Consider the following 13,347-nt stretch of genomic DNA (forward strand, 5'->3'; position numbering starts at 1 on the left):
TCATCTTTGGCGTGACCATCTGCGGACAGACATCGGCGATGGCTCGGCCGCGCCTCCTGGTGCACGATGAGCCGACGGAGGGCTAAAGGCGGTCCTCCGCGCTCCCGTCACGCATAGTCGCGCTTTTCTCCGAATCCGGTACCACGTACCGCTCGGCTGTTTCCGCATGCCCGAAACTGCGGATCATCGTGATCATTTAACGCTTTTCGGCGGTTAGCGCGAAGGCAGCCCTGCCGACCCGGCAACCATACCCGGAATCACTTGGCAGGGTCCAAGAAAGGAGAAAGTCGATGAAGACGCGAATCAAGTGGGGGGTGGCCGCGCTGGCCGCCTCCGCGGCGTTGGTCGCGGCCTTCCCGGGCAGCGGCTCAGCGCAGAATGCCAGGCTTCAGGCGTTCGGGATCTCCAGCGACGGCACGCTGGTGGCGGCGTTCAAGACCGACGCCCCGCAGGTCCTCGACTGGGTCAGGACGCCGACAGGGCTGGTCACCGACACCTCGCTGATCGGGATCGACTTCCGAGTCCAGGACGGCAAGCTCTACGTCGTCGGCAACTACGGCGGCATCTACACGGTCTCCCTTGACGCGGGATCCGAATCGACCCTGACGAAGGTCTCCCAGCTCACCGTGGCGCTGAAGGGCACGAACTTCGGAGTCGACTTCAACCCGGCGCTCGACCGGCTACGGGTGATCAGCGACGCCGGGCAGAACCTCCGGCACGACCTCAACACCAACACCACGGCCATCGACAGCCCGCTGTCGGCCAACAACGTCGCGGCCGCCGCCTACACCAACAACGACCTCAACAACGACACCGCGACCACCCTGTTCGACATCAACGCCGACACCGACCAGGTCGTCATCCAGTCCCCGACCAACAACGGCACCCTGGTCGCGACCGGCGCGCTGGGCGTGAACGTCGCACCCAACGCCGGTCTCGACATCCACAGCACCCTGAGCAACGGCAAGACGGTCTCGAACTCGGCCTTCGGGACCTTCCTCGCGGCGAACGGCTCCTCCACCTTCTACACCGTCGATCTGCTCACCGGCGCGGCCACGCCGGTGGGCAAGTTCCCGCTCCCCATCAGCGACGTCGCCGTCGCCCTCGACTCCCACTGAGGCTCCCGACCGATGACCACACGGTGAGCCCGTCCCGGCGGACGGGACGGGCTCACCGCCCGCGCCGCGGCTTCGACTCGGCCGGCGGGGACCGGGCGCGCGTGCATCCGGGCGGGTGTGAAGGGGCCCGGCGTCCGCTCGCGTTCGGACGATCTGGCCGAATGCGGCTGCGCGGCGCCGATCTCCAGCGCGGCCGATTTCGGCGCGTTCCAAGGCGATTTCGCCCCCTACCAGAGCAAATGATCACATTTCGGAACGAGGACGGGCGGCTGCCGGGCCGCTCCGGGCCGCCGCCGGCCCCACGACCTCCGCGAACGTGATCCGGCGGGGCGGAAAGTCCGGCTAGCCTGTGAGATGTGCCACCGCACCGACCAAGGGGGCATCCCGTGGCCGACGCCACAGACCATGAACGGACCTCGCTCGACCTCCGGACCGACGTAGCACACTCGGCCCGGGTGTACGACTACCTGCTCGGCGGAAAGGACCACTACGCCGCCGACCGCGCCGCAGCCGAAGAGGTCGTCAAGGTCGCCCCCTACATGCGGACGTCCATGCGGGCCAGCCGGAACTTCATGGTCAGGGTCGCCCGCCACCTCGCCATCGAGGGCGGCGTCCGGCAGTACCTCGACATCGGGACGGGCCTGCCGACGTCTCCCAACCTGCACGAGGTCGTCCAGGGCGTCGACCCCACCGCCCGTGTCGTGTACGTCGACAACGACCCGATCGTCCTCACGCACGCCCGCGCGCTGCTCACCAGCACCCCCGAGGGCCGGTCCCGCTACATCGAGGCCGACCTGAGCGACCCGGACGCCATCATGACCGCGCCCGAGGTGCTCGACACGCTCGACCTGTCCAAGCCCGTCGCGCTGTGCCTGATCGCCGTCATCCACTTCATCCACGACGACGACGAGGCGCTGCGGATCGTCCGGCGGCTGCTGGAGCCGCTGCCGTCCGGCAGCTACCTGGCCCTGTCCACGATCAACCTCGACAGCGCGGCGCGGCCGGTGGCCGCCGTGAAGAAGCACAACGAGCACGGGATCAAGTCCAAGGGCCGCACCACGGAGCAGATCACGCGGTTCTTCGACGGGCTCGACATGGTCGAGCCCGGGGTCGTCCCCGCCCACCACTGGCGGCCGGACGAGGAGGCCCGCCGGATCGACGACTCGCAGGTCTCGATCTACGGCGGCCTCGGCCGCAAGCCCTGACGTCCGCGGCCCGCCGGGCCCCGCGCGGTAGGGTCGGCGGATGCTGCAGCGTGCCTACGGGATCGCCCGCTCCCTGGTCATGTACTACGGAGTCCCCGGCAAGCACCGGCGGGCGCGCCGCCTGTACGGCGAGTTCATCGGCCCCGGCGACGTGGCGTTCGACATCGGCGCCCACGTCGGCGGGCGGGTGCGCGTCTGGCGGGGGCTCGGCGCGCGGGTCGTGGCGGTCGAGCCGCAGCCCGACTGCCTGCGCGTCCTGCGCCTCCTCTACGGCCGCGACGGCGGGACGGCGATCGTGCCGGAGGCGGTCGGCGCGGCGCCGGGCCGCGCGCGGCTCGCGGTGTCGTCGGCGACGCCGACCGTGTCGTCGATGTCGCCCGGCTGGATCTCCTCGGTCACGTCCGACCGGAGCTTCGCCCACGTCCGCTGGGACGAGTCCGTCGAGGTCGAGGTCACCACGCTGGACGACCTCGTCGCGCGGCACGGCGTCCCGGCCTTCTGCAAGATCGACGTGGAGGGGTTCGAGGCGGACGTCCTGCGCGGGCTGACGCGGCCCGTGCCCGCGCTGTCGTTCGAGTACGTCCCGTCCGCGCATGACGCGGGGCTGGAGGCGCTGCGCATCGTCGAGCGGCTCGGGGCGGAGGCGGGCGGTTACGTCTACAACTACTCGCCCGTGGAGACGATGCGGCTCGCCAGCGAGCGCTGGCTCGACGCGGCCACCCTGGAGAGGCGGCTCGAACTCATCCGGCCGCGCGGCCGGTCCGGCGACGTCTACGCCCGCCTCAAGCGATAGGGCGCCGTCAGTCGGACGGCTTGGTGAATTCCGCCAGCCACGCCTCGACGTCCTCGGACGGCAGTTCACGCAGGCTGACCCGCGATTCCAGCGCCTCATGCAGAACGGGGTACATGTTCCCCGGCGACCACTGGGCGTGGAACGACCTCTCGGCCAGGAAGAGCGTCGGGACTCCGGCGACGACCGGAATGGCCTCGAACGGCGCGGACCCCGGGAAGAACAGCCCCGTGACGGCTTCTCCGGCGGGCCGTTTCACCCCCGGATAGAAGAATCCGATGAGCTGGTGGTCGAGCAGGTCCGCCGCGGCCTGGTGGTCGGCCGCGGTCAGCTCCCGGTTCCGGGCATACCGGACGGCCGCCGGGTCGGCCGGCTCGGCGCCGAGGTAGCCGGGCCCGGCGTGCCGGAGCAGGGCGTCCTGCGCGAGGGCGAAGAAGTGGTACATGCGGTCCTGCACGCCGGTCAGGCCGAGGACGAAGCCCCGCCGGTTCCGCACGTCGATCAGCAGGACGTCGCGGCCGTCCACGAGCGCCAGCACCTCGCGGACGTAGTACAGCGTCTTGTAGTGCTTTTCGAGCGCGTCCACGAGCGCGGCGAGGCCGGGACGGGCGCGCAGCCGCATCCGCGCCGCCTCGTCCCGGCTGAGCATGGTCATGGCCGCGAGCAGCACGAACGGCAGCGCGTGATGCGCCCGGACGAGGTCGGGCGAGTGCTCGAACAGCTCGTCGTCCGAGGGCGCGCCGCCGTCCGAGCCGTCTGCGCCTTCGACGCGGTCCGCGCGGTCCTTCGCCAGGAGCAGGTGCCGCTCCATCAGCGCGAGGACCGCGTCGACCGGGATGGACACGGATCCGCCGCGCTCGACCAGCACCCCGCAGACGAACGCCATCATCCCGGCGCGGAAGGCGTCGCCGCCGTCCAGCACCGCGGTCAACTCGATGAGGGCGGTGTCGGGGTCGGTGACGCCCTGGAGGAACTCCTGCACCTCGGGGTGTCCGATCAGGTCGGTCCCGGCCCGGCATTCGGCGAGATCGCTCGGTTGCCCGGTGAATGCGGCGATACCCGGAGTGTGCGGCATTTGATCATGTTAGTGGCTCGCCGCGCGGCCCCGCGCCGCCTCGACCGCCTCGCGCACCGCCGGGACGATCTCCCCGGCCCAGCGCTCGACGGAGGCGGGTTCGGGCGTCCCGCCCTCCGGGGAGAAGAGCATGAAGCCCGACGCGCCGTGCTCCAGCACCGCGCCGGTCAGCTCCTCGGTCCACTGGGCGGCGGAGCCGCCGATCCAGCGTCCGGCGCGGTCGCGGGTCGCGGCCAGCGGCCGGTCGGTGATGCGGCCGGGGAGGTTGTAGACGGTGCGGATCTCGCGCGGGTCGCGTCCGGCCTCCTCCGCCGCCGCGTCGATGACGGCCCGCCCCTTCAGGTAGCGCTCGCTGAGCCAGTCCGCCGCGTGGCCGGGGATCCAACCGTCCGCGACCCGGCCGGTGGCGGCGAGGGACTTCGGGCCGACCGACCCGGTCCACACCGGCGGCGCGGGGACGGGCGCGGGCCCGATCCCGTCCACCCGGTGGTGGCGGCCGTGGTGGGTGACCGGGGACCCCCCGCCCGACAGCGCCTTGACCAGGACGATCGCCTCCTCGAACGCCTCCACGGCGGCGGCCGGGGCGAGCCGTTCGACGCCCATGTCGGCGATCCGGTCCCACAGCCCGCCCGCGCCCATACCGAGGACGACCCGTCCGCCGGACAGCGCCGACAGCGACGTCACGGCCCGCGCCAGCATCGGCGCCGGACGCGTCGGCAGGTTGGTGACGTTGGCGAACCCGGAGAGGCGCCGCGTCCGCCCGAGGACGAACCCGAGCGCCGAGTAGGCGTCCAGGCGTTCACCGAGATAGGGGTGGTCGGACAGCGAGAAGAGGTCGAGGCCGTCCCGGTCGGCCCGTTCCGCCATCCGCAGGAGTTCCGGCGCTTCGTCGACGCGGGGGTGCGTCCCGAATCCGAAGACGACGTCCGGCAGCGTCATTTGCTCTGCCTCCTTTCAGGCGGTGCCGAACAGGTCGGCGAAACGTCCGGTGAACAGGTCGGCGCCCTTGTACTCGGCGACCTGCGCGGGCTGGAGGAGGGACGGCCCGTCCGGCGTGGGCAGTTGCCCGACGCCCCCGCGCGGCCCGAGCGGCAGCAGGATCATCGGGTCGGGCGTCGGCCGGTACACGGCCTCCGGCGGCTCGCCGCGCAGTTGGGCGAGGATGTTCTCCGCGACGGTGTCGGCGTGCCGCATCGCCCATCCGGCGCGCTTCACCTCGGGCACGTCGGTGAGGTCCCCGATGGCGTAGACGTGCTGATATCCGCGGACGGCGAGCGTCTCGGTCACGGGCACCTCGCCCCGGGGCGTCCGGGCGGTGAGCCGCCCGTCGGCGAGGTATCCGCTGTTGACCTGGACGCCGTGCGCGCGGAACCAGATGTCGGCGGTGATCTCCTCGCCGCCGGTGGTGGTGACGGTGAACGTCTCGGCCACCCCGGACGCGGGCTCCGGCGGCGCCGCCAACCGGGTGCCGAGCAGCACCCGGACGCCCAGCTCGTCGAGCTGGCGGCGCAGGTCGCGGCGCAGGTCGGGGTGGTAGCCGGGCAGCAGCGGCTCGGCCGGGTCCACGACGGTCACCCGCTTGTCCGGCCACACCGTCGTGATCTCACCGGCCAGCTCCAGCCCGACCGGCCCGGCTCCGGCGATCAGCACGCGCTCGGCGGCGGCCAGCTCCTTGTGGGTCCGGCGCAGGTGGTCCAGGGCCTCGTCGGCGGAGTCGGCCTCCGGCTTGGCCGGGTAGCTGTAGCTGGAGCCCGACGCGAGGACGAGGTAGTCGGCGTCGACGCGCCGTCCGGACGCGAGGGTGACGCCATCCGGGTCGACAGAGGCCGCCCGGTCGCGGACGACGCGGCCCCGCGAGAGCAGCGCGTCATAAGGAAAGAAGACGTTTTCCGCCCAGTCGGGACGGGTCAGCGCACGCAGCGTCCCGGCCGCGTTGACGAAGGCGTCCCGCGGTTCGATCAGGACGACGTCGGCCTCTGCGTCGAGGGCCTTGGCGACCGACGCGCCGCCGTATCCGCCGCCGATGACCGCCACTGTCCGGCTCATGAGCACTCCCTACGATTAAAGTTCGTAGCACGAACCGTATTAGTTCGTGCTGCGAACTTCAACCCGTCGAGGGGGTGCTTGTTCCGCGGGGCGGAACCCTCACATGAAGATGACCGGGACGTCGTTGTCCATGACGACCCGCCCGAGCAGGGCGGCGAGCGCCTCGCGCTCGTCGTCGCCGAGGCCCGCCGCGAGCTTGTCGACCCGGCGGCACGTCTCGGGGTAGAAGTCGTCGATGAGCGCCCGGCCCTCGGCCGTCAGCGCCACCCGCACGGCCCGCATGTCGGCGGGGTCGGGCTCGCGCCTGACCAGGCCGAGGCGCTCGGTGCGGTCGACCAGGCCGGTGAGGCTCGACTTGGCCAGCCCGAGCATGCCGCCGAGCTCGCCCATTCCGCGTGGCCGCGCCATGAGCACGCAGAGCAGGATGCCCTGCTGCGACGTGATCCCGTGCTCCCGGGCCGACTCGGCGTAGACCGCGTTCACCAGGAACGCGCCGCGCACGAGCGCGTTGACGACGCCGATCTCCCCATCACCCTGCGTTCCCACGCGTCCAGCCTAGCCGCGAAGTTCGCGGGACGAACTACCGGTTAGAGTCGCGGCGTGGACATCACCGTTGACGACCTGTCCGGCCCGGAGATCGCGGAGTTCCTCCAGGAGCACGTACGGCAGATGCGATCCGTCACGCCGTTGGAGAGCAAGCACGCCCTCGACCTCGACGCCCTGCGCCGGCCCGGCGTCACGTTCTGGACGGTGCGGGACGACGGCGGCCCGATCGTCGGATGCGGCGCGATCAAGAGGCTGGACGCGTCCCACGCCGAGCTCAAGTCCATGCGCACCGCGCCGAAGCGCACGCGGAGCGGGGTCGCGTCGCTCCTGCTCGCCCACATCCTCGCCGAGGCGAAGCGCATGGGGTTCGCCCGGATGAGCCTGGAGACCGGCTCCGACGAGTTCTTCGCCCCCGCGCGCGGCCTCTACGAGAAGTTCGGGTTCGCCTACTGCGCCCCCTTCGCGGACTACCGTCCCGACCCCAACAGCGTCTTCATGACAAAGGGGCTTTAAAACACGGCCCGGCGATGTCACATCCAGGGGTGTTCCGGGGTCTTCATGGGAGAAACACCCTAGGAGGGAGACGTCATGCGAGTCTTCGTCACCGGGGCGACGGGGGCGCTGGGCAGGCACCTCGTCCCCGCCCTGATAGCGGCCGGCCACGATGTCACGGCCACCACGCGGACGCCCGGCAAGGCCGCCGGGCTGCGGGATGCGGGCGCGGAGCCGGTCGTCCTCGACGGCCTGGACCGGGACGCGGTGGTCGCGGCGGTGTCGGCCGCCGCGCCGGACGTGATCGTCCACCAGATGACAGCGCTGTCCAGCGGCGGGACGCGCGGCTTCCGCAACTTCGACCGGATGTTCGCCGCGACGAACGAGCTGCGCACCCGGGGCACCGACAACCTGCTCGCCGCCGCCGAGCGGGCGGGCACCCGCCGGGTCGTCGCGCAGAGCTACGCGGGGCCGGGGCCGGACGCGCGCCCCGGCGGCGGGCTGAAGTCCGACGACGACCCGCTCGACTGGCGTCCGCTCCGGACGGCCGTGCGGGGTCCGGCGGCGATCGCGTACGTGGACGCGACCGTCCCGGCGAAGGCACCCGAGGGGATCGTCCTGCGCTACGGCGGCTTCTACGGGCCCGGCGCCTCGGAGGCCATGCTCGGCGCGGTCAAGAAGCGGATGATCCCGCTGGTCGGCGGCGGGATGGGCGTCTGGTCGTTCGTCGAGATCACCGACGCCGCCGCGGCGACGGTCGCGGCGGTCGAGCGCGGCGCGCCCGGCGTCTACAACATCGTGGACGACGACCCGGCCCCCGTCGCGCACTGGCTGCCCTACCTGGCCCAGGTCATCGGCGCGAAGCCGCCGCTGCGCGTGCCCGCGTGGCTCGGCCGCCTGCTCGCCGGAGACCTCATCGTCGGCCAGATGACCGGTTCGCGCGGATACTCCAACGAGAAGGCGAAGAAGGAGCTCGGCTGGGAGCCGCGCTACCCGAGCTGGCGGGACGGCTTCCGCGCCTGGACCTCCGGCTGAGCCGCCACCGACGGGGGGTGGTCATTCCCTCTCATCGGGGTCGAGGCGGGTGCTGACGCCGAGCAGGGACCGGGTGGTGGGCGGCCTGACGATCCGGGGACGCGACAGGGCGATCCCCAACGCGATCAGTGCCAGGCCGCCGACCAGCCACCACGTCCCCCAGCACTTCCAGACGACGGCCACGCCCGCGGCCAGGCAGACGAGGGACATCAGGCAGCCGCCCGCGGCCTTCGACGGGGCCGCGTCGCCCGGTACTCCGGCGCGCTCCCGCCCGGCGACGGCCCGGCCCATCTCGGCAAGCCGCGTGTTCAACGTTTCGCGCTCCGCGGCCTCGGCCTCCCGGTCGCCGAGGCCGCGCCAGACGCCGACCGCGTCCCGGTGCGCCTGGACCGCGCCCGCCTGGTCGCCGTCGGCGGCGAGGAGCTGCCCGAGATGGGAGAGCGCTTGGGCCTCGCCCTCCCGGCTGCCGCCGAGACGGCAGACCTCGATGGCCTGCCGCTGGGCGGCGACCGCGGCCCGTGGACGGCCAGCTCTGAAGTGAATGGCCGCGAGGTTCGACAGCGCGGCGCCCTGCCCCTCCACGTCGCCCAACGACTGGAAGAGGGCGAGTGCCTCCTCGTGGGCGGCGAGGCCCTCCGAGACGCGGCCGGGCCAGGCGAGGGTGACCGACAGGTTGTCCAACGCGGTGGCGAGGGCCCTCGGATGGCCCGCGCTCCTGGCGATGTCGGCGGCCTCCCGGTAGACGGCGGCCGCCTCCTCGAACCGCCCCCGCTGCGCCAGGGCCAGCCCGCGATTGTTCAGTGCCGCGGCCTTGGCCCAGGTATCCCCGACTGCATCTGCTGACACGCCACGACGCTAGGCCGCCCCGTCCGGGACCGGTCCCGGGCTTTACCGGCGGTCGGACGAATCCGGCACGGAGTCAGCGGAGGCGACGAGATGCGGCCTTCGCGGCGAAAACCGGATTGCGGGAGCCGCGGCCGGACGATTACCGTCCGGCGGGAAAGTCGGCCGACCGGCGAGAGGGGATCACATGCGACTCGGGTCGACCACGGCCGCCGCCTCGCACCCGGAGCCCACCCGCCGCTGAGGCGCCACGGCTCCCGGTGACAGGGCGGACAAGGGCCAGCACGCCTGTTCCGCCTTTCCCGAGGAGCTCTTCTTGCCTGCCCTCAGTTCGACGCGCCTTGGCGCGGAATTCACCAAACTCTGGGCCGCCTCGGCGGTCTCCAACGTCGGCGACGGCGTCACGCTCGTGGCCGGTCCGCTGCTCGCCGCCACCCTGACCCGCGACCCGGCCCTGGTCGCGGGCGCCGCCTTCGTCCAGGCCCTCCCCTGGCTCCTGTTCTCCCTGGTCAGCGGCGCCCATGTGGACCGGGTCGACCGGCAACGGCTGATCTTCGCGGTCAATGTGGCGCGCGGTGCGACGCTCGCCTGCCTGACCGCGATGATCGCGACCGGAGTGGTGACCATCCCGCTGCTCTACGCGGTGTTCTTCCTGCTCGGCACCGGCGAGACGCTGGCCGACACGGCGTCGGTCGCCCGGCTGCCCACCCTCGTCCCGCCCGAACGGCTGGCGTCGGCGAACGCGCTGCTGATGGCCACCTTCACGGTCGGCAACCAGTTCCTCTCCAAACCGCTGGGCGCGGCGTTGTTCGCCATGGCCGCCGCCATTCCGTTCGGGTTCAACGCCGTCACGTTCGTCGTCGCGGCGCTTTTGGTGGCGTCGACGCGCCCAGTGCCCGTCGAACCCGTCGAGCGGACGCGGCGCGCGCTGCGCACCGAAATCGCCGAAGGGGTGCGATTTCTGTGGTCGCACCAATTGCTGCGCTCGCTGGCGGTCGCCATGGGAGTGGCGAACCTGGCGTTCTGCGGCGCGTTCTCGGTCTTCGTCCTCTACGCCGAGGAGCGCCTCGGGCTCTCCCCCGTCGGATACGGATTCCTGCTCACCACGTTCGGAATCGGGGGCCTGGTCGGAACCGCCCTCGCGGAGCGCCTGCGGCGACGCCTCGGCGCGGCCGCGCTGCTGCGGGCAGGGCTGATCCTCGAAGCGGCGACCCATCTGACCCTCGCGCTCACCACGCGGGCGTGGATCGCGGCCGCCATTCTCGTGGTCTTCGGGATTCACACGATGGTGTGGGGCGTGATCTCCGCCACCGTCCGGCAGCGGGCGACCCCCAACCACCTGCTCGGACGGGTCACCAGCGCCTATTCGCTGCTCGACGCCTCCGGCGCCGCGACCGGCATGCTGCTGGGCGGACTCGCGGCGCGGGCCGTCACCATCACCACCCCGTTCTGGCTCGCCGCCGCGCTGGCCGCCGTGGTGGTCGTGGCGTCCTGGCGGGCGTTGGGAAGCGCCTCCGCCGCCTGAACATCTGGTATCTGTCGTCCCGGAGGGGATTTGGCGTGACCTATGTAGAAATACCTTTCACCGAGTCCATTCGCACTGCGGTTCAGGACGGGTGGGGCCGGGAGGCCGAAGGCCCTGCCGAGCGACTGCATGGCGGGGAGGAGTCGGCCGCCTACCGGATCGGGGATCTGGTGGTGCGGGTCGGCCCCGAATGGCGGAGCACGGCCGTGGCGGAATGGTGCCACGCGGTCGCGGCACACGCCGCGTCCGCCGTTCCCGAAGCCGTGGCCCCATTGCGGACGCGGTCGGGTGCCACGATCGTTCGCGTCGATGGACGTCCCGTATCGCTGTGGCGGTACGTCGCGGGCGAATGGCCGGACGACAGCGATCCCCGAATGCGGGCCCAGGCCGCGCGGACGCTCGCGCGCCTGCATCGCGCGCTGGCCTCCTACCGCCCTCCCCCACGCCCGGAGATAGCGTTCGCCGAAATCGGCCTGAACGGCGACCCGTCCGAGGAAGTCCCCTACCTCGCCGACCCGGAACTGGACCGCTGGCTGGCCGACTACGCCGAACGCAATCCCACCCGCCAGGTGTTGCACGGCGACTTCTACGCGGGCAACACCCTCGCCCGCGACGGCCGCCTGGTAGCCGTCCTGGACTGGGACGAGGTCTTCATCGGACCGCCGGAGCTGGAGGTCGCGTCGGCCGCACTCGAATGGTCGGACGAATTCGGCGACGCCGAACGCGAGCGCCGCCGTTTCATCGCGGACTACCACCAGGCGGGCGGCACCGCCGGACCCATCGACGACCGGACCGCCGCCCAGCTCGTCCGCCACAAGCTGCGCCGCGAGGCCGCCTACTTCGAGCTCGCCCGCCAACGCGGAACCGAATTCGACCAGGACGACATCGACTACCACGAACGCCGGGTAGCAGCGTTCTTCCAACTGAAATGACCTCCCGCGGCTCGGTCCGAAGCCATACGCTGGGGCGATCCCTGGGAGGTCGTGGATGATGGACCGGCTGTACGAACGTTCCAGCAGGCGATGCGAGCCGGACACACTCGATCCGGCGGTGCGGAACGCGCTCGCCGAGCACGGCGAGGCACATCAACTCGGCGACGTGGCGACGGCCGCGCGGCTCTGCTGCGTGACGCGCAGCGTCCGGCTGAAGCGGCCAGGGCTGCTGGCACGGCTGACGAAGTCGGGCGACCCCGACACCGAGCACACGACGATCGCCCTCCTCCTGCCGCGCTACCTGGTGGTGGCCGTGACCGGTGCCCAGCGCGGAATCCACGTCCGCTCGATCCGCCTGGAGGACGTGAGCCTCGACCCACCACTGCCCGCAAGCCTGGACACCGGAATCTCCGCCACCGGCCCATGGTCGGGGGTGCCGGAACACTCGTCCTTCCACATCGCCCTAGGCGACGACCCAGACGGCAAAACCTTCCTCACCGAACTGCGCACCGCCATCACCCAGGCAAAGACCGCCTGACCCGGAAAAAGGGGGGACGACCGCAAGCGCGGCCGTCCCTCAGGAGTCTGTGGTCAGGGAGTTAGATCGAGCAAGCCGTCCTTGATGTTGGTGAGGAGGGCTGCCCAGGCGGACGGCGCCACGGACAGCATCGGCCCGTCCGCATCCTTGGAGTCACGCAACGCGACGCCTTGGTCTACCAGAGCGGCCACCTCAACACACTCGGTTCCACCGCTCCCACTGTGGCTACTTTTGCGCCATGAGCATCGGACATATTGCTGGCTTGTCATAGCTCCGACACTAGCCGTTCGATCAAGGAACGGGAGTCTGATGGCGACAACGCGGCAGCCCTCTGATGGTTGAAGACCACGTCGTAGCTGGCAATCTCATCGCTGTCTTCCAGGTACCAACCGGTCCTGAGGTTCTCGACCAAGACTACAGATAGGTCGTTAGTCGTCAGCATGGTAAAAGAGCCATTGATGCCAGCATGGCCGCCAACGATGAAGGGCAAAATCTGAAGGGTCAGGTTCGGCAGCATCGAGAGTTCGTTTAGCCGTATGAGCTGCTCTCTCATCACCTCGGTCCCTCCAAAACACTGACGGAGCGCCCCCTCGCTCACGACGGCCCACATACGCGGTGCTTTCTCCTCGAAGAGGACTTGCTGACGCCGCATGCGGATCTCGACAAGGCCGTCGAAGTCAGGCGTCCCCTTGTTAGTCACGTCGCATGCGATGACCGCGCGAGCGTACTGCTTCGTCTGCAGGAGCCCTGGAATCAGATGAAGTTGAGAAGACCTGATTACTGTGGCCTCGGCCTCCAGAGAGATGTAGTCGAGAGTTGAAGGGGAGAGCTTGCCCTCGTAGCGCAGCCACCATCCCTTCTTCTTTGAGTCGCGGGCGAGTTCGTACAGGGCGCTGCGCTGGTCGGCGTCGGTGAGTTGGTAGCGGTCGAGCATGTGCTCCAGGGCGGGGCGGCGGATTCCGCGTTTGCCGGTCTCCAGCTTGCTGAGCGAGGACGGGGTCCGGTTCAGCAGGCGGGCGGCCTTCTGGAGGGTGAGGTCGCGGCTCTCCCGCAGCTCGCGCAGCATCGCTCCGAGCTTGCGGCTTCGCATGGTCGGGCGCTGCGGGTCATCCATGACGTAATCATGACCTGACGATGAGTAATCAGTGAAGGTGACGGGCCGGGTTGGCCAAAGTGACTCAGTCAAAAGTGACTGAGTCACA

Annotated in this window: 15 protein-coding genes; 8 read left to right on the plus strand and 7 right to left on the minus strand. The window is 70.8% G+C overall.

What is annotated here, in order from left to right; genetic code table 11:
• The first annotated feature begins 290 nt into the window (after positions 1-290).
• The 3 genes from ACH01S_RS14395 to ACH01S_RS14405 all read left to right on the plus strand — a co-directional run bounded on the left by ACH01S_RS14395 (position 291) and on the right by ACH01S_RS14405 (position 3,116).
• Positions 291-1,118 (plus strand): DUF4394 domain-containing protein, encoded by an 828-nt coding sequence (locus ACH01S_RS14395; protein WP_067890776.1) that lies wholly within the window; start codon positions 291-293, stop codon positions 1,116-1,118.
• A gap of 386 nt (positions 1,119-1,504) precedes the next feature.
• Positions 1,505-2,323 carry an SAM-dependent methyltransferase gene (locus ACH01S_RS14400; protein ID WP_067890779.1) on the plus strand — a complete coding sequence of 273 codons (819 nt, stop codon included), beginning with the start codon at positions 1,505-1,507 and terminating at the stop codon, positions 2,321-2,323.
• Positions 2,324-2,363: 40 nt separating this feature from the next.
• Entirely contained in the window at positions 2,364-3,116 is a 753-nt protein-coding gene (locus ACH01S_RS14405) for an FkbM family methyltransferase (RefSeq protein ID WP_067890782.1), read from the plus strand.
• Positions 3,117-3,123: 7 nt separating this feature from the next.
• Here ACH01S_RS14405 and ACH01S_RS14410 read toward each other — a convergent pair whose 3' ends face one another.
• From ACH01S_RS14410 to ACH01S_RS14425, 4 genes are all read right to left on the minus strand, one after another.
• The gene (locus ACH01S_RS14410) at positions 3,124-4,188 is read right to left on the minus strand and encodes a hypothetical protein (protein WP_067890786.1); all 1,065 of its coding nucleotides are present in this window, start codon (positions 4,186-4,188) and stop codon (positions 3,124-3,126) included.
• A gap of 9 nt (positions 4,189-4,197) precedes the next feature.
• Complete coding sequence (locus ACH01S_RS14415) at positions 4,198-5,127, minus strand: LLM class flavin-dependent oxidoreductase (RefSeq protein ID WP_067890789.1); 930 nt, start codon at positions 5,125-5,127, stop codon at positions 4,198-4,200.
• A 15-nt stretch (positions 5,128-5,142) separates the two neighbouring features.
• A complete protein-coding gene (locus tag ACH01S_RS14420; protein WP_067890916.1) occupies positions 5,143-6,234 on the minus strand; it encodes an NAD(P)/FAD-dependent oxidoreductase in 1,092 nt (363 codons plus the stop codon).
• A gap of 99 nt (positions 6,235-6,333) precedes the next feature.
• The gene (locus ACH01S_RS14425) at positions 6,334-6,780 is read right to left on the minus strand and encodes a MarR family winged helix-turn-helix transcriptional regulator (RefSeq protein WP_067890792.1); all 447 of its coding nucleotides are present in this window, start codon (positions 6,778-6,780) and stop codon (positions 6,334-6,336) included.
• Between the two features lie 54 nt (positions 6,781-6,834).
• Between ACH01S_RS14425 and ACH01S_RS14430 the strand changes: the two genes are divergently transcribed.
• A complete protein-coding gene (locus ACH01S_RS14430; RefSeq protein WP_067890796.1) occupies positions 6,835-7,293 on the plus strand; it encodes a GNAT family N-acetyltransferase in 459 nt (152 codons plus the stop codon).
• A gap of 75 nt (positions 7,294-7,368) precedes the next feature.
• Entirely contained in the window at positions 7,369-8,307 is a 939-nt protein-coding gene (locus tag ACH01S_RS14435) for an NAD-dependent epimerase/dehydratase family protein (protein WP_067890799.1), read from the plus strand.
• Between the two features lie 21 nt (positions 8,308-8,328).
• On the opposite strand, the gene ACH01S_RS14440 is transcribed toward ACH01S_RS14435, so the two are convergent.
• Positions 8,329-9,153: a tetratricopeptide repeat protein gene (locus ACH01S_RS14440; protein ID WP_067890802.1), complete on the minus strand. Its 825-nt coding sequence runs from the start codon at positions 9,151-9,153 to the stop codon at positions 8,329-8,331.
• Positions 9,154-9,466: 313 nt separating this feature from the next.
• Here ACH01S_RS14440 and ACH01S_RS14445 point away from each other — a divergent pair, with 313 nt between their 5' ends.
• The 3 genes from ACH01S_RS14445 to ACH01S_RS14455 are packed head-to-tail and all read left to right on the plus strand — an operon-like array spanning position 9,467 to position 12,145.
• The gene (locus tag ACH01S_RS14445; RefSeq protein WP_067890805.1) at positions 9,467-10,675 is read left to right on the plus strand and encodes an MFS transporter; all 1,209 of its coding nucleotides are present in this window, start codon (positions 9,467-9,469) and stop codon (positions 10,673-10,675) included.
• Between the two features lie 35 nt (positions 10,676-10,710).
• A complete protein-coding gene (locus ACH01S_RS14450) occupies positions 10,711-11,607 on the plus strand; it encodes a phosphotransferase (protein ID WP_067890808.1) in 897 nt (298 codons plus the stop codon).
• A 55-nt stretch (positions 11,608-11,662) separates the two neighbouring features.
• Positions 11,663-12,145: a hypothetical protein gene (locus ACH01S_RS14455; protein ID WP_067890812.1), complete on the plus strand. Its 483-nt coding sequence runs from the start codon at positions 11,663-11,665 to the stop codon at positions 12,143-12,145.
• A gap of 53 nt (positions 12,146-12,198) precedes the next feature.
• On the opposite strand, the gene ACH01S_RS14460 is transcribed toward ACH01S_RS14455, so the two are convergent.
• Together ACH01S_RS14460 and ACH01S_RS14465 are read right to left on the minus strand one after the other, a co-directional pair.
• Positions 12,199-12,414: a DUF397 domain-containing protein gene (locus ACH01S_RS14460; protein ID WP_067890815.1), complete on the minus strand. Its 216-nt coding sequence runs from the start codon at positions 12,412-12,414 to the stop codon at positions 12,199-12,201.
• Complete coding sequence (locus tag ACH01S_RS14465; RefSeq protein WP_067890818.1) at positions 12,411-13,259, minus strand: helix-turn-helix domain-containing protein; 849 nt, start codon at positions 13,257-13,259, stop codon at positions 12,411-12,413. Before ACH01S_RS14465 ends, ACH01S_RS14460 begins: the two co-directional genes overlap by 4 nt.
• Positions 13,260-13,347 lie beyond the last annotated feature (88 nt).

Source organism: Actinomadura chibensis NBRC 106107, from assembly GCF_001552135.1.
GTDB lineage: Bacteria > Actinomycetota > Actinomycetes > Streptosporangiales > Streptosporangiaceae > Spirillospora > Spirillospora chibensis.

Coding starts and splice junctions, on each gene's coding strand:
- ACH01S_RS14395 (WP_067890776.1), top strand. CDS start 291: ATGAAGACGCGAATCAAGTGGGGGGTGGCCGCGCTGGCCGCCTCCGCG.
- ACH01S_RS14405 (WP_067890782.1), top strand. CDS start 2,364: ATGCTGCAGCGTGCCTACGGGATCGCCCGCTCCCTGGTCATGTACTAC.
- ACH01S_RS14410 (WP_067890786.1), bottom strand. CDS start 4,188: ATGCCGCACACTCCGGGTATCGCCGCATTCACCGGGCAACCGAGCGAT.
- ACH01S_RS14415 (WP_067890789.1), bottom strand. CDS start 5,127: ATGACGCTGCCGGACGTCGTCTTCGGATTCGGGACGCACCCCCGCGTC.
- ACH01S_RS14420 (WP_067890916.1), bottom strand. CDS start 6,234: ATGAGCCGGACAGTGGCGGTCATCGGCGGCGGATACGGCGGCGCGTCG.
- ACH01S_RS14435 (WP_067890799.1), top strand. CDS start 7,369: ATGCGAGTCTTCGTCACCGGGGCGACGGGGGCGCTGGGCAGGCACCTC.
- ACH01S_RS14455 (WP_067890812.1), top strand. CDS start 11,663: ATGATGGACCGGCTGTACGAACGTTCCAGCAGGCGATGCGAGCCGGAC.
- ACH01S_RS14460 (WP_067890815.1), bottom strand. CDS start 12,414: ATGACAAGCCAGCAATATGTCCGATGCTCATGGCGCAAAAGTAGCCAC.
- ACH01S_RS14465 (WP_067890818.1), bottom strand. CDS start 13,259: ATGGATGACCCGCAGCGCCCGACCATGCGAAGCCGCAAGCTCGGAGCG.